Source organism: Arthrobacter sp. ISL-5, from assembly GCF_018613835.1.
Classification (GTDB): Bacteria; Actinomycetota; Actinomycetes; order Actinomycetales; family Micrococcaceae; genus Arthrobacter.
This window is the reverse complement of the sequence record NZ_JAGGPM010000034.1, coordinates 1-25729: the sequence shown is the minus strand read 5'-3', so window position 1 is coordinate 25729 and position 25729 is coordinate 1. Positions and strand designations below refer to the sequence as shown.

18 protein-coding genes are annotated in these 25729 nt (G+C 64.6%); 6 read left to right on the top strand and 12 right to left on the bottom strand.

The window, feature by feature from the left end; translation table 11 throughout:
* From J7I89_RS18830 to glmS, 8 genes are all read right to left on the bottom strand, one after another.
* Positions 1-848: inositol-3-phosphate synthase (locus J7I89_RS18830; protein ID WP_214973411.1), on the bottom strand; the 848-nt coding region annotated here is incomplete at its 3' end.
* 168 nt (positions 849-1016) lie between these two features.
* A complete protein-coding gene (gene mgrA, locus J7I89_RS18825; protein ID WP_214973409.1) occupies positions 1017-2066 on the bottom strand; it encodes an L-glyceraldehyde 3-phosphate reductase in 1050 nt (349 codons plus the stop codon).
* 82 nt (positions 2067-2148) lie between these two features.
* Positions 2149-3957: a malto-oligosyltrehalose trehalohydrolase gene (treZ, locus tag J7I89_RS18820; protein ID WP_214973407.1), complete on the bottom strand. Its 1809-nt coding sequence runs from the start codon at positions 3955-3957 to the stop codon at positions 2149-2151.
* Complete coding sequence (gene treY, locus J7I89_RS18815) at positions 3954-6272, bottom strand: malto-oligosyltrehalose synthase (protein WP_214973405.1); 2319 nt, start codon at positions 6270-6272, stop codon at positions 3954-3956. The genes treZ and treY overlap by 4 nt, the downstream gene beginning before the upstream one ends.
* Entirely contained in the window at positions 6269-8644 is a 2376-nt protein-coding gene (gene glgX / locus J7I89_RS18810) for a glycogen debranching protein GlgX (RefSeq protein WP_214973399.1), read from the bottom strand. The genes treY and glgX overlap by 4 nt, the downstream gene beginning before the upstream one ends.
* 71 nt (positions 8645-8715) lie before the next feature.
* Positions 8716-10287 carry an NAD(P)H-hydrate epimerase gene (locus J7I89_RS18805; protein WP_214973398.1) on the bottom strand — a complete coding sequence of 524 codons (1572 nt, stop codon included), beginning with the start codon at positions 10285-10287 and terminating at the stop codon, positions 8716-8718.
* A 20-nt stretch (positions 10288-10307) separates the two neighbouring features.
* Positions 10308-10655: a holo-ACP synthase gene (locus J7I89_RS18800; RefSeq protein WP_104136634.1), complete on the bottom strand. Its 348-nt coding sequence runs from the start codon at positions 10653-10655 to the stop codon at positions 10308-10310.
* A gap of 4 nt (positions 10656-10659) precedes the next feature.
* Entirely contained in the window at positions 10660-12552 is a 1893-nt protein-coding gene (gene glmS / locus J7I89_RS18795) for a glutamine--fructose-6-phosphate transaminase (isomerizing) (RefSeq protein WP_214973397.1), read from the bottom strand.
* Positions 12553-12733: 181 nt separating this feature from the next.
* On the opposite strand from glmS, the gene coaA reads away from it, so the two are divergent.
* Together coaA and J7I89_RS18785 are read left to right on the top strand one after the other, a co-directional pair.
* Positions 12734-13699: a type I pantothenate kinase gene (gene coaA / locus J7I89_RS18790; protein WP_214973396.1), complete on the top strand. Its 966-nt coding sequence runs from the start codon at positions 12734-12736 to the stop codon at positions 13697-13699.
* Positions 13700-13704: 5 nt separating this feature from the next.
* Complete coding sequence (locus J7I89_RS18785; protein ID WP_214973395.1) at positions 13705-14655, top strand: D-alanyl-D-alanine carboxypeptidase family protein; 951 nt, start codon at positions 13705-13707, stop codon at positions 14653-14655.
* A gap of 10 nt (positions 14656-14665) precedes the next feature.
* Here J7I89_RS18785 and J7I89_RS18780 read toward each other — a convergent pair whose 3' ends face one another.
* Positions 14666-16108: a phenylacetate--CoA ligase family protein gene (locus J7I89_RS18780; protein WP_251045555.1), complete on the bottom strand. Its 1443-nt coding sequence runs from the start codon at positions 16106-16108 to the stop codon at positions 14666-14668.
* Between the two features lie 152 nt (positions 16109-16260).
* On the bottom strand, positions 16261-17337 hold the full coding sequence (locus J7I89_RS18775; RefSeq protein WP_214973393.1) for a hypothetical protein: 1077 nt from the start codon (positions 17335-17337) through the stop codon (positions 16261-16263).
* Between the two features lie 342 nt (positions 17338-17679).
* On the opposite strand from J7I89_RS18775, the gene mscL reads away from it, so the two are divergent.
* Positions 17680-18075: a large conductance mechanosensitive channel protein MscL gene (gene mscL, locus J7I89_RS18770; protein WP_214973391.1), complete on the top strand. Its 396-nt coding sequence runs from the start codon at positions 17680-17682 to the stop codon at positions 18073-18075.
* Positions 18076-18180: 105 nt separating this feature from the next.
* Here the strand turns inward: mscL and glmM are convergent, their stop codons facing one another.
* Complete coding sequence (gene glmM / locus J7I89_RS18765) at positions 18181-19554, bottom strand: phosphoglucosamine mutase (protein ID WP_214973389.1); 1374 nt, start codon at positions 19552-19554, stop codon at positions 18181-18183.
* Positions 19555-19805: 251 nt separating this feature from the next.
* On the opposite strand from glmM, the gene J7I89_RS18760 reads away from it, so the two are divergent.
* The 3 genes from J7I89_RS18760 to J7I89_RS18750 all read left to right on the top strand — a co-directional run bounded on the left by J7I89_RS18760 (position 19806) and on the right by J7I89_RS18750 (position 23559).
* Positions 19806-21044 carry a bifunctional glycosyltransferase family 2/GtrA family protein gene (locus tag J7I89_RS18760; protein WP_214973387.1) on the top strand — a complete coding sequence of 413 codons (1239 nt, stop codon included), beginning with the start codon at positions 19806-19808 and terminating at the stop codon, positions 21042-21044.
* Positions 21045-21132: 88 nt separating this feature from the next.
* Positions 21133-21498, top strand: coding sequence for a glycosyltransferase family 39 protein (locus J7I89_RS18755; RefSeq protein ID WP_214973385.1), 366 nt, complete (start codon positions 21133-21135; stop codon positions 21496-21498).
* A 135-nt stretch (positions 21499-21633) separates the two neighbouring features.
* The gene (locus J7I89_RS18750) at positions 21634-23559 is read left to right on the top strand and encodes a glycosyltransferase family 39 protein (RefSeq protein ID WP_214973383.1); all 1926 of its coding nucleotides are present in this window, start codon (positions 21634-21636) and stop codon (positions 23557-23559) included.
* Between the two features lie 361 nt (positions 23560-23920).
* On the opposite strand, the gene J7I89_RS18745 is transcribed toward J7I89_RS18750, so the two are convergent.
* Positions 23921-25552, bottom strand: a complete 1632-nt coding sequence (locus J7I89_RS18745) for an IS1634 family transposase (RefSeq protein ID WP_214973381.1) — start codon at positions 25550-25552, stop codon at positions 23921-23923.
* Positions 25553-25729: the final 177 nt, after the last annotated feature.

Here is a 25729-nt window from a genome sequence, read left to right as displayed (position 1 = left end):
CGGCCCTCAAGGCGGACGAAGGCCCACTTGCGGTCGTCCAGCCACTGGACGTAGTCGGACGGGCCGATGTGGACGTCCTTGGCAGCCAGCTCGGCTTCCACGTTCGAGGTCACGGCCTGGGTCTTGGAGATCTTCTTGGACTCGAGGCGGTCGCGCTCGAGCATGTTCTTGAAGTCCATGTTGCCGCCGACGTTCAGCTGGTACGTGCGGTCCAGCGTGACGCCGCGGTCCTCGAACAGCCTGGCCATGACCCGGTGCGTGATGGTCGCGCCGATCTGGCTCTTGATGTCATCGCCCACGATCGGCACGCCGGCAGCGGTGAACTTGTCCGCCCACTCCTTGGTGCCGGCAAGGAACACCGGCAGGGCGTTGACGAAGGCGACGCCGGCGTCGATGGCGCACTGCGCGTAGAACTCGGCAGCTTCCTGGGACCCGACCGGCAGGTAGCAGACCATCACATCAACCTGCGCGTCCTTGAGGGCCTGGACGACGTCGACCGGCTCAGCAGGGGACTGTTCGATGGTTTCGAGATAGTACCGGCCCAGGCCGTCCAGGGTGTGGCCGCGCTGCACGGTCACGCCGGTGGGCGGAACGTCGGCGATCTTGATGGTGTTGTTCTCGCTCGCGAGGATGGCGTCGGCCAGGTCGACGCCGACCTTCTTGCCGTCGACATCGAACGCCGCGACGAACTTCACGTCATTGACGTGGTACTTGCCGAACTCCACGTGCATCAGACCCGGGATCGTTGCCTGGGGGTCGGCATCCCGGTAATAGTGGACACCCTGGACCAGCGAGGCGGCGCAGTTACCCACACCGACGATTGCGACACGAATCGGATTTGAAGACACGGAACTCCTTTGAGAACAAACTTCAGGTGCCCTGCGCGTCGGTACCCTGCTGTACGACGGCGTCTGACGGACACAGCGCCACGCGGCGCCCTAACAGTCTAACTAACTGCGCCGGAGCCCGCTTTGTTCCCGCAGGCTCCGGCGCAGTTCATTACGTTGCTGTCCTGCTCAGGCGCCGTGCCGGCTTTGTGCCCAGAGATTGATGTCCGATTCGACGGCGAACTCATCAATCGCGGTCAGCTCGTCGGAGCTGAACTCCAGGTTGTTGATGGCCTGGAGGGTGTCTTCGAGCTGCTTCACACTGGACGCGCCGACCAGGGCGGACGTGACCGCTGAGCCCTTGGGCTGGTCCCGCAGGATCCAGGCGATGGCCATCTGTGCCAGCGACTGCCCGCGGCCGGCGGCGATCTTGTTCAGCCCGCGGACCCGGTCCAGCTTGTCCTCGGTGAGGGCCGCTTCGGACAGGAACCGCTCCTTGGCCGCACGCGAATCGGCCGGAACGCCGCTCAGGTAACGGTCCGTCAGCATGCCCTGCGCCAGCGGGGAGAACGCGATGGAACCCGCGCCCACCTGGTCCAGCGCCTCGTAGAGGTTCGGCGAGCCGTTCTCGGTCCAGCGGTTCAGCATGGAGTAGCTGGGCTGGTGGATGAGCAGCGGGGTGCCGAGTTCCTTAAGGATCCGGGCGGCCTCGAGGGTCTGCTCCGGCGTGTAGGAGGAGATGCCGGCGTAGAGGGCCTTGCCGGAACGCACCGCATGGTCCAGGGCGCCCATGGTTTCCTCCATGGGTGTTTCCGGATCGGGGCGGTGGCTGTAGAAGATGTCCACGTAGTCCAGGCCCATGCGCTGGAGCGACTGGTCCAGGCTGGAGAGCAGGTACTTGCGAGAGCCCCACTCACCGTAGGGTCCGGGCCACATGTAGTAGCCGGCCTTGGTGGAGATGACCAGCTCGTCGCGGTACGGCTTGAAGTCGTCCTGCAGGTGCCGGCCGAAGTTGGTCTCGGCGGAGCCGTCCGGCGGCCCGTAGTTGTTGGCGAGGTCGAAGTGGTTGACGCCGAGGTCGAAGGCGCGGCGCAGGATGGCACGCTGCTCATCAAAGCGCTTGTCGTCGCCGAAGTTGTGCCAGAGGCCCAGCGAGATGGCCGGAAGCTTCAGCCCGCTGCGTCCGACGCGGCGGTATGGCATGGTTTCGTAGCGGTTGTCCGCTGCCAGATAAGTCATATGTTCCATCTTGTCAGCGCCCGTGGAGCTGTGGGGCGGGCGTCCAGCATCCGGTCAACGGAAGGACGCCCGCCCCGCACGCTCAGTCGCGAAGGACGGCAGCGCTCAGCGCCGGCAGCTCCACCTGGCCGCCATCCACACGGACGGCGTCATCGGTGGCGAGCAGCAGCGTGGTGCCCGGCCGGTCCAGGCTGACCGGACGGTCTGCGAAGTTCAGCACCACCTGCACGCCTCCGCGCCAGAACCGGAGCCAGCGCGCGTCGTCGTCGAACTCGACGGCGGTGTCCGCAAAGCCCAGGCCCGCGAGCTCCGGAATCGACCGCCGCAGCGCGATGAGCGACCGGTACAGCTCCAGGAGGCGGGCGTGATGACCGGAGGACGCTTCCGCCCAGTCCAGCTTGGAGCGGGTGAAGGTTTCCGGATCCTGCGGATCGGGCACGACGGCGGGATCCCACCCCATCCGCTCGAACTCCCTGATCCTGCCCTCGGCCGTGGCCTTGCCCAGCTCGGGCTCCGGATGCGACGTGAAGAACTGCCACGGGGTGGTGGCCCCGTACTCCTCCCCCATGAACAGCATGGGCGTGAACGGACCTGCCAAGGTCAGCACCGCGGCCAGGGCCAGGCTGCCGTACGAAAGTGACTGGGACAGCCGGTCCCCGGTGGCCCGGTTGCCGATCTGGTCATGGTTCTGCGAGCAGACCACCAGCGCGGCCGGATGAACGGCGCTGAAAATGATCGGCCGGCCGTGGTGGCGGGCGCGGAAGCTGGAGTAGCTGCCGTCGTGGAAGAACCCGTCACGCAGCACCTTGGCGAGCGCCCCGAGCGAGTCGAAGTCGCTGTAGTAGCCGGTGGTTTCCCCGCTGACGTTGACGTGCACCGCGTGGTGGAAGTCGTCGCTCCACTGGCCTGCCAGTCCGTAGCCGTTGACATCCCGGGGATACAGCAGCCGCGGATTGTTGAGGTCGGACTCCGCGATGAGCGTCAGCGGGCGGCCCGCCTCGGACGACAGCGCGTCGGCCAGCGCGCCGAACTCCTCCAGGATGTGGACGGCCCGTTCGTCCTTCAGGGCGTGCACCGCGTCCAGGCGGAGTCCGTCCACCCGGTAGTCGCGCAGCCACATGGCCACGTTGTCCAGGATGTACTGGCGGACGTGGTCGGACCCCGGCCCGTCCAGGTTGACGGAGTCGCCCCACGTGTTGCCTTCGCCGTACTTGAGGTACGGGCCGTACCTGGGGAGGTAGTTCCCGCTTGGCCCGAGGTGGTTGTAGACCACGTCCTGGATGACGCCAAGGCCGGCCGCGTGGGCCGCGTCCACGAACCGCTGGTACGCCGCCGGACCGCCGTAGCCTTCATGCACGGCGAACCACTGGACGCCGTCATAGCCCCAGTTGTGCGTGCCGTTGAAGGCATTCACCGGCAGCAGCTCAATGAAGTCGATGCCCAGCCCGGCGAGGTAGTCCAGCCTGCCCGCGGCGGCGTCCAGCGTCCCTTCGGGCGTGAACGTTCCGATGTGGAGCTCGTAAATGACGGCGCCTTGAAGTACCTTGCCCTGCCACTCCGCGTCCTGCCAGCGGTGGGCGCCGGGGTCGAAGGTCCGGGACAGGGCGTGGACGCCTTCGGGCTGCCGGCGGGTCCGGGGGTCCGGCAGCGGGATTTCGTCGCCATCGAGTAGGTATCCGTAATCCACGTCAGCGCCGGCCGGTGCATCCGCAGCCGTCCACCAGCCCTCGTCCGCCGGCGCGTTGCCGGGACGGCGGACCATCTCGTACCGCTCCCCGCCGGCCAGCAGCGTCACGGAGCCTGCCTCAGGCGCCCAGACATCGAAGCGCCCCGCACCCTGCACAGGCTTGGCAGCATCGTTGGGAAGCGCTGAGATGTTTGCCTGCGTCATGACTTGTCTCCTGTCGCGGGGACCAACAAGGCCACGGGGTAGGACTGGAAGATCTCTGACAGGGCCGCCGGCCCCGGTCCGAAAGTGGAGCCGGTCAGTTCGTCCGTCATGGCGGTTTCAAGCTCGACGGCGGTGTCCCGCCAGCCGCCCGACTGCTCCAACCCGTAGGGAAGCCGTGTGGCCAGCGTCAGCACTCCCCCGGCGCCGCGGTCGAACGCCACCAGGTGTTCGGCAGCAGGGCCGCTGGCCTGCACGGGGCGGTAGCCGGTGAAGAGTTCCGGCCGGTCCCGGCGCAGCCGCAGGGTGCTGGAGGTGACCAGCAGCTTGGCCGCCTCGTCCTGGAAGGAGTCAGGGCGGTGACCGGCGTCGAGCTGTTCCAGCGCCCGTATCCGTTCATCGAAGCTGAAGGGTCGCCGGTTGTCCGGATCGGTCAGCGACCTGTCCCAGAACTCGGTGCCCTGATACACGTCCGGAACTCCCGGCATGGTCAGCTGGACAAGCTTTGCCGCGAGCGAGTTCGACGCGCCGTGCGGCGCCAGCAGCCTCACGAGGGCCTCAAGTTCCGCACGCACCTCAGGATTGTCGAAGGCGGAGTCGACGACGGCGGCAAGTGCCTCCTCGAAGACCGGATCCGGATCGGTCCAGCTGGTCGAGTTCCCGGCTTCGCGCGCCGCTTTCAGGGCGTAGGACTGGAGCCGTTCCCGGCTTGCCGGCCATGCGCCCGCGATGGCCTGCCAGAGCAGGGTGGAGAGCGGACCGTCCGGCAGCGGAGCCAGGGCGTTCAACCGGTCCAGGGCCTTTTCCCATTCAGGCGCGACCTCGGCGATCACCGAGATCCGGGCACGGGTGTCCTCGCTGCGCTTGGTGTCGTGAGTGCTCAGCGTGGTCATGGACAGCGGGAGTTCGGCCTGCCGGCGCGTCATCCGGGCGTGGAACTCCTCCGGCTCCAGCGAAAACTCGGTGGGGTCCGCGCCAACCTCGGTGAGGGTACCCAGCCGGTTGTAGCGGAAGAACGCGGTGTCCTCCACGCCTTTGGCCATGACCATTCCCGAGGTCTGCTGGAAGCGGCGGGAGATCTCGAGGTCCGTGTCCAGCAGCAGGGGCTGCAGGAGCTGGACGGCCTGGTCCAGCTCCGGACGCCTCCGCGCGGCGAGCTCGCAGGCCTCCTTGAGGATCTCCGCGCCCTCCGGAAGATAACTCCGGTACACCGGGAAAGCCGCGATGATCTCCGCGATGGCGTCCGCGGCGACGTCCCGGGAAATCCCGGTCCGCTCCGGCACGAGCCTGGCAAGGCGCAGGATCTCGGAATGCAGGATGCCGTCGGTGATCCGGCGCTTGGTCCCCCGGATCATGTCCTCGTAGTCGGCCGGTTCGCCGCCGCGCAGCCTGGCGTCGAGACGGTCCAGCGGCGCCTGCCCGCGCGGGGCCACGAAGACCCGGTCGACGTCAGCGAGGGCGTCGTAGCCGCTGGTGCCTTCGCATTCGAAGCTGGCCGGCAGCTGCTCGCCCGGCTCGAGGATCTTTTCGATGAGCAGGTACGCGCCCCCGGTGACCTCCCGGAGCCGTTCCAGGTATCCGCCCGGATCGGCAAGACCGTCCGGGTGGTCGATCCGCAGCCCGTCGGCCAGCCCCTCACGGAACCAGCGCACCACTTCCTGGTGAGCTTCGTCGAAGACCGAGGGCACCTCCACCCGGATGCCGGCGAGCGTGTTCACCGCGAAGAACCGGCGGTAGTTCAGTTCGTTGTCGGCGCGCCGCCAGCCCACGAGTTCGTAATGCTGCCGGCCGTGGACGTCCCGCGGGGAGTCGCCGTCCCGGTAGCTGCCCTCGGCCAGCGGGAAGCGGTGGTCGAAGTACCGCAGCTCGCCGTCCTTGATCTCGAGCTGGTCCAGATCGTCGTCGCTGCCCAGGACAGGGATCCGGATGCGGCCCCCGGCGAGGTCCCAGTCGACGTCGAACGCCTCGGCGTAGCGGGAGCCGCGCCCTTCCTTGAGCAGCGACCACCACCACGGGTTCTGCGGCGGCGACGCCACCCCCACGTGGTTCGGCACGATGTCGATCAGCACGCCCATGCCCGCAGCGCGGGCTGCCCTGGAGACAGCGGCCAGCCCTTCCGGGCCGCCGCGCTCCGGGTCCACCACGGCAGGGTCGGTGACGTCATAGCCGTGGTCGGAGCCGCTCTCTGCCTTCAGGATGGGCGACAGGTAGATCCAGTCCACCCCGAGCGACTTCAGGTAGGGCACGGTCTCGGCGGCGTCAAACAGCGTGAAACCCCGTCTGATCTGCAGCCGGTACGTCGACGCGGGTGTCCTCATGAGCCCGTCCCGCCCTGCTTGCCTGGCCGCCGCCTGCCCGCGGTCTTGGCCGCCTTCCCTCCGGGCTGCGCCGCGGCCTTCTCTTCGGGCTGCGCGGCTTCCTCTTCGTGAGCCTCTTCTTCGGGCTGCGCCGCGGCCGTCTTGGTCTTCTTCGGCTCCGTAACCGCGGGCGCCATGGGCGCCGTGGGCGCCGCGGTTTCGGTCGCCGCCGTCTGCGACAACGCTGCCAGCGAGGCTGCCACCGAGTGGTCGGGCTCCACTTCCGGTGCGCTGTACGCACGCAGTACCACCAGCGATTTGGCGGCCACCGGTAGGACACCGCCGGCCGCAACCGGTTCCGTATCCGCGTGGTGGCCCGCGGTGTCGATGATGATGTCCCATGCGGGGGCGTGTTCGTCGGATGGCAGCGTGAACTTAACTTCGTCGTCGTCCGCATTGAAGTACAGGACGAAGTTGACGTCTGTGATGCGGCGCCCGCGGTTGTCCTTGCCCTGGATGCCGTCACCGTTGAGGAATACGCCCACGGACCGGCCGAGGCCGCTGTCCCAGTCTGCCGGCGTCATGGTGGAGGCGTCGACGTCCAGCCATTCGATGTCCGGAAGTCTCTCCCCTTCGCCACGGAGCACCGGCCTGCCGTCGAAGAATTTGCTGCGGCGGAACGTTGGGTGCTTGTGTCTGAGTGCATTGACGGCGGCCGTAAACTCCACGAGCGGCTGGTCCACGTTGTCCCAGTTGATCCAGGTCAGTTCGGAGTCCTGGCAGTAGCCGTTGTTGTTGCCCTGCTGGGTGCGGCCCAGTTCGTCGCCGTGCAGCAGCATGGGGACACCCTGGGACAGCAGCAGCGAGGCGATGAAGTTGCGCTGCTGGCGGGCGCGGAGACCCAGGACCTTGGGATCGTCGGTGGGTCCTTCGGCGCCGCAGTTCCAGGAGCGGTTATGCGATTCGCCGTCGTTGTTGCCTTCGCCGTTGGCTTCGTTGTGTTTCTCGTTGTAGGACACGAGGTCCGCCAGTGTGAAGCCGTCATGGGCCGTGACGAAGTTGATCGACGCCACCGGACGGCGCCCGGAGTGCTCGTAGAGGTCGGCGGAGCCGGTAATCCTGGAGGCGAATTCGCCCAGCGTGGCCGGTTCGCCCCGCCAGAAGTCGCGGACTGTGTCGCGGTATTTGCCGTTCCATTCGGTCCACTGCGGCGGGAAGTTGCCCACCTGGTAGCCGCCGGGGCCGACGTCCCACGGCTCGGCGATCAGCTTGACCTGGGAGACCACCGGGTCCTGCTGGATAAGCTCGAAGAAGGTGGACAGCTTGTCGACGTCGTAGAACTCGCGGGCCAGCGTGGAGGCGAGGTCAAAGCGGAACCCGTCCACGTGCATCTCGGTGACCCAGTAGCGCAGGGAGTCCATGAGCAGCTGCAGGGAGTGCGGCTGGCGGACGTTCAGCGAGTTGCCGGTGCCGGTGTAGTCCATGTAGTGCTTCTCATCGCCCTCCATGAGCCGGTAGTAGGCGGCGTTGTCGATGCCCTTGAAGGACAGCGTGGGCCCGAGGTGGTTGCCCTCCGCCGTGTGGTTGTACACCACGTCAAGGATGACTTCGATGCCTGCCCGGTGGAGCGAACGGACCATGGCCTTGAAGTCCTGGACCTGCTGGCCGGTGTCGCCGGTGGAGCTGTAGCTGTTGTGCGGGGCGAAGAACCCGATGGTGTTGTAGCCCCAGTAGTTGCTCAGCCCCTTGTCCTCCAGGATGCCGTCGTTGACGAACTGGTGCACCGGCATGAGCTCGATCGCGGTGACGCCGAGCTTCTTCAGGTGGGAGATGACCGAGGGGTGGGCAACGCCGGCGTACGTGCCGCGCTGTTCCTCGGGGATCTCGGGGTGGAGCTGCGTTAGGCCCTTGACGTGGGCTTCGTAGATCACCGACTGGTGGTACGGGATCCGCGGGAGGTGGTCGCCGTCCCAGTCGAAGAACGGGTTGACGACCACGCCCATCATCATGTGGGGCGCGGAGTCTTTGTCATTGCGGGAGTCGGGATCGCCCATGTTGTAGGAGAACAGGGCGGGATCCCAGTCAATCTGGCCGTGCACTGCCTTGGCGTACGGGTCCAGGAGGAGCTTGTTCGGGTTGAAGCGGTTGCCGGAGTCGGGGTCGTAGGGGCCGTGCACGCGGTAGCCGTACTTCTGGCCGGGCTGGACCTGCGGCAGGTAGCAGTGCCACACGTACCCGTCCACTTCCTCTACGGGGACCCTGGTTTCGGTGCCGTCCTCCTCGAAGAGGCACAGTTCAATTTTCTCTGCCCTTTCGCTGAACAGTGCGAAGTTGGTTCCGGTTCCGTCGAAAGTGGCGCCAAGGGGGTACGCCGATCCGGGCCAGATTTCCATTCGTGCTCCTATTACGTTGTCCAACAGATAGTCCGGCAGGCATTCGCACACCACCCGCAGGGAACTTGGTCTTACCGTAGCGGGTGGGTGTGACTATTACGATTTCCCGGCCGCTGATTACTAAGCGTGCTGACTTTATCCCAGATTCCGGGTATTGCGTCCGCAATCCGCCCCGCGGTCAGCGGCGCGCCGCCCGACGCGGCCGCTCCGGCGCGGGCATGAAGGCTCGCCGCCATGGCGGCAATGGCCGCCCACCGCTCGTCCGGATCGATGCCCGCCGCACCGAAGCGCCCGACGTCGGACCCAACCTGGGCGAGCAGCGCGCCGATGACGCCGGCCAGCACGTCGCCGCTGCCGGCGGTGGCCAGCCAGGGGGTGCCTTCAGCCTGGCTGTAGAAGTCCTGGTAGGGCGATGCCACCAGCGTGGTGGCACCCTTGAGCAGCACGGTGGCCTCCGTGAGGCCCGCGGCCTGGCGGGCCGCCGCGAGGGTGGACGCCTCAACCGCGGCGCGGTCCAGTCTTGCTCCGAGGCGCGTCAGCAGTGTTGCGAGCTCGCCGGCGTGCGGGGTCAGGATGACCTGCGGGGCCAGCACATCCGGCAGTCCGGGCAGCGCGCCGGCGTCCGCCACGGTGGGCAGGCCTGAATCCGCGGCGTCGCGGACCCGCTGCGTCTGTTCGTCGTCCGAGCCGTCCATGCCGGAGCCCACGAGCCACGCCTGCACGTGCGTCCCGGCCACCGTTCCGGAGCTGCACACCACTTCGGGACAGCTCTGCCGGATGAGGTCGGCCACGTCAGGCGGGCCAAGGTAGCGCACCATGCCCACGCCAGCGGCCAGCGCCCCGCGGCAGGCGAGCACGGCGGCGCCTGGATACGCCGGGGATCCCGCCACCACGCCGAGGACACCGCGGGAATACTTGTGCGAGCGGCGCCCGGGTTCGGGGAGGAGGGTGGCGAGATCCGAAGCTTCCAGCCGCCGCAGCGCCGGCCAGGGCAGCCCGTCCTCGATCCCGATCGGAACAATGTGGACACGTCCGGCGAAGTCGGCGCCGGGGTCTGCCAGCAGGCCGGCCTTGGCGCCGCCAAACGTGACGGTGAGATCGGCCGGGAGCACCGGGTCGGCTGCTTCGCCGGTATCGGAGTTCACGCCGCTCGGAACGTCGCAGGCCACCACCAGGCCGCGGTTCCCGCGGGTAAGAAGGGACACGAGTTCGGCGGCGGCTCCGCGGAGCCCGCCCTGCGCGCCGGTTCCGAGCAGGGCGTCAATGACGACGTCGGCCCTCCCGACCAGCGCTGCCAGCTCACCGGCGTTCGCCTCGGTCAGGATGCACACGCGGCCGCCGGCCCGTTCAAAGGCCGCCAGTGCGTCGGGGTGGGCGCTGCCCGAGGCGAGGACCGCCGTCGTACGCATGCCACGTCCAGCGAGGTGCGCGGCCGCGAAGAGGCCGTCCCCGCCGTTGAGCCCCTTGCCGGCAAGCACCGCGACGCTGGAGCCGTAGAGGCGGCCGCCGCGGGAGCGCAGCTCCGCGATGACCGCGTTGGCCAGGCCGTGGGCCGCCCGCTGCATGAGAACAGCGCCCATACCTGAATCCAGTAAAGGCTTTTCAGCCTCGCGTATCTGGGTTCCGGTATAGGCGCTGATCATTCAGTGCAGTCCGTTCGGTATCAGCCCTCGGCCAGGACGGTGGCGGTGGCGATGCCGCCGTCATGGCTCATGGACAGGTGCCAGCGTTTGACGCCCTTGGCGTCGGCCACCGCCAGCACCGTCCCCTTGACCTGAATGGTGGGGCCGTTCTGGTCCAGTCCGATCCAGCAGTCCTGCCAGTTCATGCCGGCCGGCGCGCCCAGAACCTTCGCAACGGCCTCCTTGGCGGCAAACCGTGCAGCCAGGGAGCGGGTGTTCAGTTCGCGCTCGGCCGGAACGAACAACCGGTCGCGCAGCCCGGGAGTGCGCTCCAGCTGCCTGCCGAATCGTTCAATGTCCACGACGTCTACGCCGATGCCAACAATCATGGACTTACTCTACGGTGACGCTCTTGGCCAGGTTGCGTGGCTGGTCCACGTCGTATCCCTTGGCCGTGGCGAGTGCGAGGGCGAAGATCTGCAACGGCACGGTAGCCAGCAGGGGCGCCAGGAGGGTGGGGGTCTCGGGGATGTAGAAGACGTGCTCGGCGTAGGCCTTCACGGCCTCGTCGCCTTCCTCGGCGATCACGATGGTCTTCGCGCCGCGGGCCCGGACTTCCTGGATGTTCGAGACGACCTTGGAGTGCAGCGAGTCGCGCCCGCGCGGGGACGGGACCACCACGAACACCGGCTGGCCTTCCTCGATCAGCGCGATCGGGCCATGCTTGAGCTCACCGGCGGCGAAGCCCTCGGCGTGGATGTACGCCAGCTCCTTGAGCTTCAGCGCGCCTTCCATGGCCACCGGGAACCCGACATGCCGGCCCAGGAACAGCACGGACTTCGCGTCCGCCATCGACTGGCCGAGTTCCTTGATCTGGCCCTCGTTGTCCAGGATCCGCTGGATCTTGGCCGGGATCTTGGCGAGGTCCGCCAGGATGTCCTTGATCTCGCCCTGGAACTTGTTCCCGCGCAGCTGCGCCAGGTACAGGCCCAGCAGGTACGCGGCCGTGATCTGGGCCAGGAACGCCTTCGTGGACGCCACCGCGATCTCCGGACCGGCGTGCGTGTACAGCACAGCGTCGGACTCCCGCGGGATGGTGGAGCCGTTGGTGTTGCAGATGGACACCGTCTTGGCGCCCTGTTCCTTCGCGTACCGGACGGCCATCAGCGTGTCCATGGTCTCCCCGGACTGCGAGATGGACACGATCAGCGTGTTCGCGTCCACGATCGGGTCGCGGTAGCGGAACTCGTGGGAGAGCTCCACCTCGGTGGGGATCCGGCACCAGTGCTCGATCGCGTACTTCGCGACCTGCCCGGCGTACGCGGACGTCCCGCACGCCAGGACGATGATCTTGTCCACGCTCTTGAGCAGCGCCGGGTCGATCCGCAGCTCATCCAGGGTCAGCTTCCCGTGGATGTCCGACCGGCCCAGCAGGGTCTGGCCCACGGCGTCGGGCTGGTCATGGATTTCCTTCTCCATGAAGGACGGGAAGCCGCCCTTCTCGGCCGACTCCGGATCCCAGTTCACGTGGTATTCCTTGCCCTCCGCGGGGGCGCCGAAGAAATCGGTGATCGCCACCGAATCAGCGGTGATGGTCACGATCTGGTCCTGGCCCAGCTCCACCGCGCGGCGGGTGTGGTCGATGAACCCGGACACATCCGAGCCCAGGAAGTTCTCGCCCTCGCCCAGGCCCACCACCAGGGGCGAGTTCCGCCGGGCCGCCACCACGACGTCGGGCTGGTCGGCGTGCACCGCGAGCAGCGTGAACGCGCCCTCGAGCCGCTGGCAGGCCAGCTCCATCGCCCGGGTCAGGCCGCCGTCGGAAACGTCGCCGCCGAGCTTGTTCCGGAAGATGTCGCCCAGCAGCGCCGCGGCGACCTCGGTATCGGTCTCGGAGGCGAACTCCACGCCCTTGGCCACGAGCTCGAGCTTGAGCTCCGCGAAGTTTTCAATGATGCCGTTGTGGATCAGCGCCAGCTTCCCGCCGTCAGACAGGTGCGGGTGCGCGTTCTGATCCGTGGGGCCGCCGTGCGTGGCCCAGCGCGTGTGACCGATTCCGGTCATCGCCTCCGGCAGCGGCCGCGCGTCCAGTTCAGCGAGCAGATTGCTCAGCTTCCCGGACTTCTTCCGCGAGGAAATCTCCCCGTCCGCCACGACCGCGACACCGGCCGAGTCATAGCCCCGGTACTCCAGGCGGCGCAGACCCTCAAGAACAACATCCAGCGCAGTGTGCCCGGCATCAGCCCGGCCAGACGTACGCCCTACATAACCCACGATTCCACACATGGGTATAAGCCTAACCGGCTTTGAGGAGAAGGGACGTCGGACGTACACGCTCGAACGGCGCTCCGCGCGGCCGGCGGCGGGCCCTTAAAGGCCGCGGCGGCCCGCGAACCCGCTCGTCATCAGGCACTTTGCTACCGGCCCGCATTTCGCTCTCAGCCTTGGGAGGGGCAGAATCTCTAAGGTGACTTCGCAACGCAATGAAGCGAACGGGGAGGGTGTCTCCCCGTTCGTGGAGCTGGACAGGCAGACCTGGTCCCGGCTCGCAGCCCAGATGGAACAGCCCCTTAATGAAGAGGATGTGCTGCGCCTTCGTGGGCTCGGTGACCCGTTGGATTTGAAGGAGGTCCGCGAGGTCTACCTGCCCCTGTCCCGGCTGCTGCACCTCTACGTGGAGGCATCACACCAGCTTCACTCGGCCACCACCACGTTCCTGGGCGAACAGACCCAGCGCACCCCGTTCGTCATCGGCGTGGCGGGTTCGGTCGCCGTGGGCAAATCCACCATTGCCCGTGTGCTGCGCGAGATGCTCCGGCGCTGGCCAGGCACCCCCAACGTTGAACTCATCACCACCGACGGTTTCCTGTACCCGCTGGCTGAACTCAAGCGCCGCCAGCTGCTCGAACGCAAAGGCTTCCCGGAATCCTACGACCGGCGGGCGCTGCTGCGTTTTGTGAGCGAAATCAAGGGCGGCGCCGAGGAAGTCCGCGCCCCCTGGTACTCGCACGTCACGTATGACATCGTCCCGGGCAAGGAAGTGGTGGTCCGCCGCCCGGACGTCCTCATCGTCGAGGGGCTGAACGTCCTCGCCCCCGCGCGGCCCCGGCACGACGGCCGCCAGGGACTGGCGGTGAGCGACTTCTTCGACTTCTCCATCTACGTCGACGCCAAGACCTCCTACATCGAGGAGTGGTACGTGGACCGGTTCCGGAAGCTCCGCTCCACCGCCTTCGCGCAGCCGGAGTCGTACTTCCACCGCTACGCGACGCTCTCCGACGAAGAGGCGGAGGTCACGGCCCGCGACATCTGGAAGCGGATCAACGAACCTAACCTGGAAGAGAACGTGCTGCCCACGCGGGGACGGGCCCAGCTGGTCCTCACCAAGGACGCCGATCATTCCATCCGCAGGATGCTGCTGAGGAAGGTTTAGCACGCGTGTGCCACGACTGCTCCCCCCAGGCGCCCGCGCAGGCGCCGCCACAACCGCCACCCAGCCGCCGGTCCGTCGCCAAGCTGCTGGTCGCGGGCGCCGGGCTGTCCGCCCTGGCCGCCTGCACTCCCGATAGCCCGCCCCCGGGAACCTCCGCGACAGGCGGAACGGACCCGGCCTCCGCCACCGGTTCCGGCTCCGCGCGCGCCGCGTCAGGTTCGCCGTCGGCCTCGGCGTCCGCGCCGGCGTCGGGCTCCCCCAGCGGGGCCGCGTCAGCACCGCCGTCGTCCCCGGCAACCTCCCCACCGACGGCAGCGCCAGCGCCGCCGTCGGCCGCTTCCAGGCTGTCTAAGCAGTACTCACTGACCAACCCCGCCAGCCCCTGGCTGGTGGTCAACAAGCACCGCCCGCTGAAGCCGGCGAACTACGTCCCTGCGGATCTGGTCCAGCCGCGGATCGCCCTTGCCGTTTCCGGCGAGGCGGCACTGCTGAACCGCACGACGGCGGCTGCCGCGGAACGGATGTTTGCGGCAGCAGCGGCGGCGGGCGTGACCATGACGCTGGCGAGCGGATACCGCTCCTACGCCACGCAGACCACCACGTACAACGGCTATGTCAGTGCCCGGGGACGGGCCGCCGCGGACACCGCCTCCGCGAGGCCCGGCTATTCAGAGCACCAGACCGGCTGGGCGTTCGACATCGGCGACGGCGGGGGCGCGTGCAGCTTCCAGCCGTGTTTTGCCGAGCAGCCGGCCGCGGTGTGGGCCAAGGCCAACGCCCACCGGTTCGGCTTCGTGGTGCGCTACCCGTGGATGCTGCACCCCATCACCGGTTATTACTACGAGTCCTGGCACCTGCGCTACATCGGGACCGAGGCGGCCACGGACATGAAGAAGCGCGGAATCGGAACCCTTGAAGAGTATTTCGGGCTGAAGGCCGCGCCGGGGTACCCGTAACTCACTGGAGTCAGTCAGCGGCGGCCGGAATCTTCCGTGCTCGGAAGGTGAGGTCCAGGCTCCAGTCTTTCGGAGCTGAGGGACCGAGTTGCCAAACGTACTCGTTCTTGAGCTTCGCGCCGTCAGACCTGAACGGGCCTGTGCGTAGCGGATAGAACGCAACCGTGGGCAGGCTGGTGTCAGGTGATGTAAGGATTGCGTTGTTGAAGTCGCCGTTCATGCTCCTAAGTTGCGCGAGGATGTAGTTCCTGTAGGCAACCTCGTCCAGGGTGCGCTCGTGAGTCGCTTTCGCGGTGAGCTGCATCGCGATGTGAAGTTGTCTGTTTCCTTGCTCGTCCTCGAAACTGACGAGGCGGTGGTTTTCTACCGCCGCAAGAAGGGTCGGGTCGCCGCTGAGGACGTCGCGCAGTGCATCCGGTGCGACGACGGCTCCGTTGAAGTCGACGGACAGGTCGCTCCTGCCGTAGTGGAAGAGCAGGGGGAGATCGAGGAACTGCTGCCGAATGATGTGTTCGAGCCCGAATTCCTTGAGCACGGCGTTGAGGTCGCGGACGCGCAGCACGTGCCCGCGGTCATGAATGTTGTATCGGATCCGCGGATTGACGTTCTCTTTCCGCACGATCGTGACGACCAGTTCTCCGTCCTCGTTTGTTTCTATGAGGTAGTCATAGGGGTTGAACTGGAAGATCATCGGCAGCACTCCGTACTCTGCCTGCTTGGTGAGCCGCGCCGACAGCGCAGGGTTGGCCGCGATTGCCTGACGGAGCTCCACCGTGTAGTCCGTCTCGATAGCCAGGTTGATCTCAAGGTCGGAGGCCCCGTAGGAGCCGAAAGCGCTGTGGGCGTATTTTGTGATGTGCGCGCGCATGTTCTCGCTGATGCCCTCGCCGCCAAAAGCTGCCACGATGTCGTAGGCTTCCCAATCGATACGGTCATCATCGAACAACGCCTTCAGGAAGGGCGGGTAACTCAGGATGATGTATGTGTAATCCGACCCGAACTCAAGCATCGTGGCGATTACCTTGTCACGGTCCGGGCCAATGGATTTGATCATGGTGACGTCCGTGAGGGAAGTACTGACGTTCATCCCTGTCGCCCACGCTCCGAGCGAGAAGCAGTTGAGCACGAACGGCTGCTTCGTGAGGGTCTTGGCGGTGCGCGAGAATCCTACCTGGAGCAGCTGTCGGGTGGCGAGGCGTTCGTCGCGGCCACGCACCCAGCTGGTGGGAACGCCTGAACTCCCGGAGGATTCATCAACTACAACACCGTGGCGGGGAAGAACGCCGTCGACGCTGCGGGCCGGAATGGTCCAGCGTTTGATATAGCTGTCTTTATCCATCTCTGGCAGTGCGGCGAAGGCCTCCGCAAGTGTCTTGCCCTTGAGGGAAAGCTTTCCAGGTACACCATGTTCGACGAGGAAGTCGCGATAGGCCGGTACGCGTTTGGCGGCCATCTCAAAGGTTCGCCAGGCCCTCCAGCGTCCGGCGGCCCACCGGAAAGGCTCAATGCCGGGCATCAGCAGTATTCGATGCGTTGAGACCCTTGGGGTGAACAGCCCGACAAACCTGTCCATCAGAAAGACGAATGCGAAGAGGAACGTTTTACTCATGGCGTGGCTCCTGTATGGATGTGTCCATCGGGCAAAGGACTGAGCAGCGTGGAGGTGGCGGGGCGTCGGTGTGAAGTTGGAGGTGTGGGGCTATAGCCGAATCTGAAGAGCATCCACGCCATTCTGTTTGCAGATTCGTGGATCCCGGCCTCCCGAACGAATTCGGCGTGAGAGGCCTGGTTGGTGATCACAGTGCCGAAGGGATGCAGGTACACGCCTCTTTCAGAGAAGAAGAGCCAGACCCGCATGAAGGTACGCCCGGCTTCGAGAAAGTGGGAAGGCTCGGCGAACGGGCCTTCCAGCCACCCGAGCTGTCGCACCCCGCGCATCGTGCGCAGATACATGGTTCTAATGAGGCCGCCGACTACCGGGAAGGACCAAAGACTGCGGTTCCGCATCGCGAAGCGAAGCACCCGACCCGGCATGATCATGGTTTCTGCACTCAGCCCGTCCGCCTTTGCGGCCGCTTCATCCTTTGAGAACCTCAACCACTGCATGATCTCGGCGTAGACCGCGTCATTGCGCAAATCAGAAAAAAGAGTCTTCTGATTGATCCGCACTAGCGAAGAGACCATGCGGGCATCGACCGTCGAGCGGAAATCGAATCCTTGCTCGGCGGCGATCGACGAAGCTGCCGACAGAATCTCATCGCCCACGATCCTGCTGTCATAGGGCCGGCGGGAAGTCTGTCTAGACCGGAATGCAGCCAGCCGACGTTGAGCCGCGGACCGGGTCTCGGCATCCGCGTCGGTGGGTTCCAATCGCACTGTGCCAATAAGATGCAAACGGTCTACGGCATCGAAATCCATTTCGGAGTGGTCAAGGGCCTCGATGGTGCGGTAGCCGCGGGCGGCGGCGACCACAGACAACGACTCCAGGAAGACGCCTGCACAAACGTGACCGAAAGGGATACCAAACGATTCGGCAGGCAGCCCGAGGTCAAGGTCATAATAAACCCGTGCCGCTGTCTCACTGATGGGCCGGAGCTTCATTGGCTGGGAGTTATGTGGAGAGGGATACCATCGGACGTCCTCGACGATCTCGAGCCACAGGGCCCCGGCATCCTCAAGCATGTCGCACTTCCTTCGGTAAGTAATTGGGGGACACTGGCGAACTAAGCCAGTGAGTCAGTTCAATGGCGGCGTACGGCCACACCGGGATAATGAGGGTTTCAAATGCCTGGCCTGGGTACGGCTACTATTGCACTCTGCGCTCCTCAAGTGATGCCGTAGCGGGTGGTGTCGCCGCAAACATTTCCAGCTCGCTGACTATTACGATCGAATGGTTGATCTTGCTCAGCCGTTGCGTTAGATCAGTCCCACGCCATGCCGGGACCAAGCGGCTAACACACTCATCCTGCAACGGGACCAGGACTACGAAAAAGGGTAATGGCGCGGTGCGGTAGTTTTGGTGCCATGCTTACTGGATTCAAGAAGTTCATTCTCAAAGGCAATGTCATTGACCTGGCCGTAGCCGTCGTCATCGGCGCGGCGTTCAGCGCGGTGGTGGACGCCTTGGTCAAGAGCGTCATGATGCCGTTGATCTCCCTGCTGGTGGGACAACCCAACTTCGACGATTTCCTGGCCTTCGGCGATATCCGGATCGGTGTCCTGCTGACGGCGGTGGTCAACTTCCTGCTGGTCGCCTCCGCGATTTACTTCGTCATCATCACGCCGATGAACCGGCTGATCGAGCACCGGAACCGCAAGCCGGGCATCGGCCAGGAAGTAAAGAAAGAAGCCGCCGAAGACCCGCAGATCGCCCTGCTCAAGGAAATCCGGGACGAGCTGCGCAACCAGACCACCAGATAGCCGCCAGGACGAACAAAGCGGTCCGCCTCCCGAGTTCACTCGGGAGGCGGACCGCTTTTTGCTAATTGCAGAACCCACAGAGTTGGGTTCCGGGACGGTGGTTCCCTAGGGAACCAGCTCAGTCGGCACCTGTTCCAGGGCCAGCTCCGTCTTTACGACCTGTGCCAGGCGTTCGGCGATGACCTGGGCGGTCTGCTGTTCGCCGGCCTCCACCATTACGCGCACAACAGGCTCGGTGCCCGACGGGCGCAGGAGGACGCGTCCGGTGTCGCCGAGTTCGTCCTCGGCAAGTTTCACGGCTGCGGCAAGGGCTTCGTTGCCGGTGACGCGGGTCCGGTCCACGCCCTTCACGTTGATGAGGACCTGCGGGAGCTTGGTCATGATGGTCGCGAGTTCCTTGAGCGGGCGGCCGGTGAGGGCAACCTGCGCTGCCAGCTGCAGGCCGGTGAGGACGCCGTCGCCGGTGGTGGCGTAGTCGGCGAGGATCACGTGACCGGACTGTTCTCCGCCGAGGTTGAAGCCGCCAGCGCGCATTTCCTCGAGGACGTAGCGGTCGCCAACGCCGGTTTCGCGGATGGCGATGCCGGCCTTGCGGAGGGCGATCTTGAGGCCGAGGTTGCTCATCACGGTGGCCACGAGGACGTTGTCCGTGAGCTTGCCGGCGTCCTTGAGGGCGACGGCGATGATGGCCATGATCTGGTCCCCGTCCACTTCGTTGCCTTCGTGGTCCACGGCGAGGCAGCGGTCGGCGTCGCCGTCGTGCGCAATGCCGAGGTCCGCGCCGTGGGCAACTACGGCAGCTTTCAGGGGGCCGAGGTGGGTGGACCCCACGCCTTCGTTGATGTTCAGGCCGTCCGGTTCCGCGCCGATCACCACAACATCGGCGCCGGCGTCCTTGAAGACCTGCGGCGAACAGCCGCTGGCCGCGCCGTGCGCGCAGTCGAGGACAACCTTCAAACCGTGCAGGTTGTGCGGAAGGGTTCCCAGGAGGTGGACGATGTAGCGGTCCTCGGCGTCGGAGAACCGCTGGATCCGGCCTACTTCGCCGCCCACGGGCCGGAAGGGCTCCTTGCCCATCTGCTCCTCGATGGCGTTCTCAACCTCGTCAGGGAGCTTCTGGCCGCCGCGAGCGAAGAACTTGATCCCGTTGTCCGGTGCCGGATTGTGGGACGCGGAAATCATCACGCCGAAGTCCGCCTTCAGGTCAGCCACGAGGTAGGCCGCTGCGGGGGTGGGGAGAACACCGGCGTCGTAGACGTCAATGCCGGAGCTGGACAGCCCCGCCTCCACGGCGGCGGCGATGAACTCGCCGCTGGCGCGGGGGTCCCTCGCCACCACGGCCCGCGGCCGTGCACCGCCGCTGGTGCGTTCATGGCCAAGCACGACGGCGGCGGCCTGGGCCAGCTGCAATGCGAGCTCGGCAGTCAGCAGGCCGTTCGCCAGGCCACGGACACCGTCTGTTCCAAATAATGTAGACATCGGGTCAAGTTTAGACGATGCGGGTGCCGGGACTGGCGACGTGGCTGCCCTGCCGGACCTGCGTACCTCTTTATTGCGGACGACTACCTGCAGGACTACCTGCCGCAGAGCCATGACAACCACGTGGACTACTTGGGTTTCTTTTGAGAGTACGTCTCTTTTTCTTGGCAATACCTCTCTTTTCCCTGGAAGTACCCCTCTTTGGGTAAAGGCCTCGCTATCCGTTTTGACCCGCTCCTACTATTCCATGCATGACACCTAGCACTGGGGGCTTGGCGCTCGAAATTGTAGTACCGGTTTTCAATGAGGAAGCGGTACTCGAGAACAGCATCAAAAGGCTCGCCGAATATTTGACGAATGAAATGCCTTCGACGTGGAAAATAACCATTGCAGACAATGCAAGCACTGACCGGACTCCGGTGATTGCAGCTCGTCTCAGCGAGCAATTGCCTCATGTGGACTATCGCCGCCTCGAAGCCAAGGGACGGGGATACGCTCTCCGCGATGCGTGGGGTGCCTCAGAGGCCAAAGTCCTGGCGTACCTTGACGTCGATCTTTCCACCGACCTAGCCGCGCTGCCGCCACTGGTGGCTCCGCTCCTTTCAGGGCACTCGGATATTTCCATCGGAACGAGGCTCGGACAAAGTTCACGGGTGAGCCGCGGACCGAAGCGCGAATTCATTTCCCGGTCCTATAATTTCCTGCTTCGCCGGACAATGCAGGTGCGCTTTTCTGACGCCCAATGCGGATTCAAGGCAATTCGCGCAGACGTTGCACAGCGGCTGCTTCCGCACGTGGAGGACAATGGCTGGTTCTTTGACACCGAACTGCTGATTATTGCCGAGCGGTCCGGGCTGCGTATCCACGAGATCCCCGTCGATTGGGTGGATGACCCAGACAGCCGGGTGGACATTAAGCAGACCGCGCTCGATGACATCCGAGGCATGGTCCGCGTGGCCGGCTCGCTGGTCAAAGGGGCGATCCCGGTCCAGGCAATCTACGCGGAGTTGGGCCGGCGGCCGATTGTACCGCCCGGCCGGCCAAGCTTTTTTGGCCAGGTGGTTCGCTTTGGCCTGGTCGGCGCTGTGTCAACGCTGGCATTTGCGCTGCTCTACATGGTTCTCCAGGGTCCTTTCGGGGCACAGCAGGCCAATTTCCTGTCCCTGCTCCTGACTGCTGTCGGCAACACCGCGGCCAACCGCAGGTTCACCTTTGGTATTAGCGGCCCAGAGAAATTGTTCACGCAGCAATTCCAAGGTCTGATCGTCTTCTTGCTGGTCTGGGGCATTACCTCCTCGTCACTTTGGGCGCTTCACACGGTGAACCTGGACGCCGCGGCGAGCATGGAGTTGCTCACCCTGACGGCGGCCAACGTCTTTGCAACTTTGATGCGGTTCGTGCTTCTCCGGATCTGGGTCTTCCGGGTCCGCCGGCGGGATGAACAAACCGTGGTTCTTGCGCTACGGCCTGCAGGACAGTCGGTCCGTTGAGCGTCGCTGAGGCGAGGCGGACTGCGGCTCATCGGGTTGACAGCGCTGTCCGCAGGTCACTGCCGTGGGCGAAAATCGGACTTGCCTCATGTCGCGGTTCAACAACCCCGAGCCGCTCATGGAACTCCTCACCGTGGCCACCGCCTATTTCGTTATCCGGGCGCTGGAAAATACCCGCTGGTCCTGGGACCTGCTGGCAGGGACAGCCCTCGGTCTGGCGTTCATGGCGAAAGAGATCCAGGCACGCCCAGTACCAATTGGCCACTGGTCGGCCGGTGATGGCGATAGGCGACTGGCTGGGAACAGACCCCGCGCCGAAGCAGCAGGATCTGAACAGCTGGGACCGGAGACAGTCGCCATTTCCACGTGGGTACGGGACAACTTCCCTTCAACGACGATCGATGGGGTGCGGATCTATGACCTCAGCAGTTCAAGTTTTTCCGGTGCTCCGTGAATTCCTCAGGCGCTGCATATTTCATTTGGCAACAGCCGATAGTAGACGAAATCCCGTTGGGAAAAGACACTGTTGCCAACATCGACTGGATTCAGTCCACGTTCAAAGGGGAGAACATTGACGGTCTCAGAATCTATGACCTACAAAGCTGACGACATCCGCATCAGGTCCCTAAACGGCCTCAAGACAATATGGACTGGCCGCCCGCAGGATCCGGTATGGGAACGGCCAGCCTTGCTGATAATCCTCGCGCTCAACGCAGCGCTGAACTTCTGGAATCTCGGCATCAATGGCTGGGGCAACGCGTACTACGGTGCAGCGGTGCAAGCAGGCTCAATGGACTGGAAGGCCTACTTCTTCGGGTCACTTGACTGGGGCAACTCGACCACAGTCGATAAGCCGCCACTAAGCCTGTGGATCATGGGCTTGTCAGTCAGGCTGTTCGGGCTCTCGCCGGAAAGCATGATGGCGCCTCAGGCGGCGATGGGAGTACTCACCACGTTCCTTATCTATGCGTTATTACGCAAGAACTTTTCGGCCGCTGCCGCCATCGGCGCAGCGGCGGTCTTTTTTACTTCACCCATAATTACGCTCCTATCCAGGTACAACAATCCAGATCCTCTGATGCTGCTCCTTATGGTGGCCGCGGCCTATCTGGTTGTGCGGGCCGTGGAATCTAGCAGGCTCCGACCCATCGTGTGGGCTGGAGTATTTCTCGGACTAGCGTTCATGACGAAGCAGCTTCAGGCATTACTCTGCGTGCCCGCTTTAGGCATTGCATTCTTCTCTGCTAGCCAACTACCCATGTGGCGACGTCTCGGTGCATGCCTAGCTTGTCTCGCAGCAATGTTGGCTTCGGGCGCGGTCTGGATGATTTTCGTGGAGCTAATTCCGCCTTCGGCACGTCCATTTGTGGGCGGATCTCCGAGCAACAGCGTTATTCAGCTGACTCTCGGATATAACGGCATCGACCGAGTCATCAGCGCTCAAGAGGACCCAACAATACAACTGGTTCCTGAAAGATTCCGTTCAGAGGAAAGTGACGCCGGGTTCCTTCGGCTTTTCAACGGCAATTTCGCTCAAGAGGCCTCATGGCTACTCATCATCACATTGTTCGCTTGTCTTGCCATCGCAATAAAATGGCGGAAATTGATGGCGAAGCCTGGTCAACTCGCTGCTGCTATCGCATCCACGGGATGGTTCCTCACAACCTACTCGCTGCTCAGCTTTATGGGAAATGGCATCCACACTTACTACGCAGCAACAATGGTGCCACCTATGGCATTGGTGATAGGCGTGGCTGTTGACGCGCTCACTAGTTCGCGTATCACCGCCCCTTTGAGGGTATATATATCCGTGACGGGGATCATTGGCGCCGCCTTTGCCGCGGGGATTTTGAATTCAGGCAGCGGTTGGCCTGAATTCCTGGCGCCGGGGATCTTGATAGCAGCATGCATCGGTGCCGCCTTGATTGCGATCAAGCCACCCCTCGAATTGATAGACAGAGCCGCCGTTAGTCTCTTGGTTTTGGCTCTACTGGCCCCGCCGGCCCTTGTCTCGGTTTACAACGTGGCGACTCCGCACGGAGGCTCGAATCCACTCTCTGGCCCGACAACAAAGAGTAAAGTCACGATGAGCCATTACCTGGCAGGTGCGTCAGAGGGGGAACCATTATGGGCACAGGAGCTGGTATATGGCCTTGATCCGGGGCCGGCCTTGGTCGCACACCTGAGCGAGCCCAGCACCTGTCGCTGGGCTGCTGCGACATATCCTGGGCAGACTGCCGCCAAGTACCAATTGGCAACCAGTAAGCCCATCATGGCGTTGTCGGGCTTCATGGGAGTGGACCCAAGTCCCACACTTCAACAATTCCGAAGCGAAGTGGAGGCTGGGCATATTTGCTTCCTCGTGTGGCAGCAGAGCCACTTGGACGTTCCAGCACGAAGCTCGACGCTGAATGAGATCTCGGACTGGGTGAAGACAACGTTTCCGTCTGAAGTTGTCGACGGGGCCACAGTCTACGACCTCCGCAGCAGCCAGGCGAACATTGAGGGGAAATAGTCGACATGTAGGAAGCTAAGTGTTGTCCAAATCGAGTAGGAGGGGCGGGTTTCCCGCCCCTCCTCTCACACCACCGTACGTGCGGGCCTGCATACGGCGGTTCGCCAGGTCGTTGAAAACGATCCCATGCAGCACGAAAGAGTATGAGGCCTTCCTCCACCCAATGGTCATTGGGCAGAGCGCGTTGGAGAATGGGCGAGCCCGCGATCCGCCAGTAGGCGCGGCTGCTCATAGCCCATTGATAGGCCAGATCCGGCCTGATCCCGAGCCTGCGCAGTTTTGCCAGCCGGGTCCGCGGTTTCTTCCATTCCTTCCACCGGATTTGGCGCATCCTTCGTCTGACCTGACTTGGCTCATTTCCTTAGTGCGTGACTTTTGGGCCATGGATCGCGTCGAGGATGGCTTGCTGTTCGGTGGAAATGTCTGGCGCGAATCTCTGTTTGGTGCCGTTGATGGCGATGGTCGCTGAGCGCAGGGGCCGGAGCTGTTTGATGACGTTGGCCACCGCGAGCCCTGTCCTGTTCGGGACGGTTCTGGAGATGGCAAGCGCGGTGAACACGATCGTGAGGTGTGCCTCGATCGCGTCGCGGGTGCGGTGGAACATAGGCCTGGCCCGCAGGTCCGTCTTGCTCATCCGGAACGACTGCTCGACATGCCACAGGTCGTGGTAAGAGCCGATGACGTCCGCCGCGGGCATGACCGTCGCTGGAATGTTCGTCACGTAGCCTTTCAGCCCGGCCAGTTGCCGGGCACGTGTCAGTGACGTGTCGTCGAGGCTGCGTTTGCCGCCGGTGGTCTTGACGAAGCGCGGGACGCGGGCCGCTTTCTGGCCCTCGATGACCTCGCGGGCCCGGTTCTCCTGGGCTGTGAAGGTGGTGGCGTCGCGGACTGCTCTCTTGCGGGAGTAGGCCCACACGGCCCGCCATGAGCCGGGGTGCGTAGGCGGGTCCCAGACGGGTTCGGCGCGCAGGTCGGGGCTGTTCTCGTTCGTGTGGCCGGTTCTGGGGGTGATGGTGTCGATCAGTTGCCCGTCGGTGAACGCGTCGCCGCGCCAACGGAAGTGCGAGGCCAGGTCGGTCGGGGCCTTGGTCATCCGGGAGCCGACGATGAACCGCAGGTTCGCCTCGTCCAGCTCGCGCAGGTTGCCCGCTGAGAGCATGCCGGCGTCGGCCACGACGACCATGTCGGTCAGGTTGTGGCGGGCCTGGAGCTGCTTGATGATCGGGACAATGGTCGCCGTCTCGGCCTTGTTGCCTTCGAAGCAGCCGATCTCCAACGGGAACCCGCCGCGGCCCACGAGCAGTCCGACGACGATCTGCGGGTCCACGCGGCGTTCCTTGGAGTACCCGACCTTTCGCAGTTCGTCTTCCTTCTCGGCCTCGAAGTAGAGCGTGGTGACGTCGTAGAGCACCAGAGAGATGTCCCCGCTGGTTCTGGCGTGCTGGAAGCACCAGGTCGCAATCCGGTCCCGGTAGTTGCCCTTGGCGGCCCGGTTCAGCGTGCGTTTCATCGTCGCGTAGCTGGCCGGGAGCCGGCCCAGGTCCCGCAGGACCCTTCCGGCATCAAGAAGCGATGTCGGCTCGACGATCCGGGCGATCACCAGGCCGCGGAACACTTCATCACCGACCCCATCGAACCCCAGCGCCGTGAACACCCCGGCCAACGCATCGAACAGGATCCGCGAGTCCGTCCCCACCACGCGCCCCGGGCCGTCACGACCGGCTGGCGTCACCGCGCCGGCCGCCTCGAACAAGCCCGGCCCAGCAGGCACAATCAGGCCTTTCACCGGAGGTGTGGGCTCGACACCGAGCTCGAGGACGCCCTGGGCAGGGTTCTCCAACAGCTCGCGGGCGCGCTGGAGCAGCATGCCGAGTTCGGCTTCCGTATGCGCCGAGCCGACGTGCTCGACGATCCGCTGACGACCGCGCACATACTCGGCGATCTGCACTGCCGTCGCTCCCGACGCCGTCCGAACCCTTCTGATGAACGCCACACCGGTGACACTAGAACAAAACCCATTAGTGCGTGAAAAAGCACCGATCCACAGACATCACCGCAGGTCAGAGCGTCGGCCCACCGCGAGACCACGACCCATGAGCCAAGTCCGGCGGTTTCTTCCATTCCTTCCACCGGATTTGGCGCATCCTTCGTCTGAACCATTCATCAAGGT

Bases quoted from the DNA above. Each gene is read 5' to 3' on its own strand.
- glmM (WP_214973389.1), bottom strand. From the start codon at position 19,554: ATGTCTACATTATTTGGAACAGACGGTGTCCGTGGCCTGGCGAACGGC.
- J7I89_RS18780 (WP_251045555.1), bottom strand. From the start codon at position 16,108: ATGGCCGCCAAACGCGTACCGGCCTATCGCGACTTCCTCGTCGAACAT.
- mgrA (WP_214973409.1), bottom strand. From the start codon at position 2,066: ATGACTTATCTGGCAGCGGACAACCGCTACGAAACCATGCCATACCGC.
- treY (WP_214973405.1), bottom strand. From the start codon at position 6,272: ATGAGGACACCCGCGTCGACGTACCGGCTGCAGATCAGACGGGGTTTC.
- J7I89_RS18805 (WP_214973398.1), bottom strand. From the start codon at position 10,287: ATGATCAGCGCCTATACCGGAACCCAGATACGCGAGGCTGAAAAGCCT.
- J7I89_RS18775 (WP_214973393.1), bottom strand. From the start codon at position 17,337: ATGCTTGAGGATGCCGGGGCCCTGTGGCTCGAGATCGTCGAGGACGTC.
- J7I89_RS18750 (WP_214973383.1), top strand. From the start codon at position 21,634: ATGACCTACAAAGCTGACGACATCCGCATCAGGTCCCTAAACGGCCTC.
- glgX (WP_214973399.1), bottom strand. From the start codon at position 8,644: ATGGAAATCTGGCCCGGATCGGCGTACCCCCTTGGCGCCACTTTCGAC.
- mscL (WP_214973391.1), top strand. From the start codon at position 17,680: ATGCTTACTGGATTCAAGAAGTTCATTCTCAAAGGCAATGTCATTGAC.
- J7I89_RS18760 (WP_214973387.1), top strand. From the start codon at position 19,806: ATGACACCTAGCACTGGGGGCTTGGCGCTCGAAATTGTAGTACCGGTT.
- treZ (WP_214973407.1), bottom strand. From the start codon at position 3,957: ATGACGCAGGCAAACATCTCAGCGCTTCCCAACGATGCTGCCAAGCCT.
- J7I89_RS18755 (WP_214973385.1), top strand. From the start codon at position 21,133: ATGTCGCGGTTCAACAACCCCGAGCCGCTCATGGAACTCCTCACCGTG.
- J7I89_RS18800 (WP_104136634.1), bottom strand. From the start codon at position 10,655: ATGATTGTTGGCATCGGCGTAGACGTCGTGGACATTGAACGATTCGGC.
- glmS (WP_214973397.1), bottom strand. From the start codon at position 12,552: ATGTGTGGAATCGTGGGTTATGTAGGGCGTACGTCTGGCCGGGCTGAT.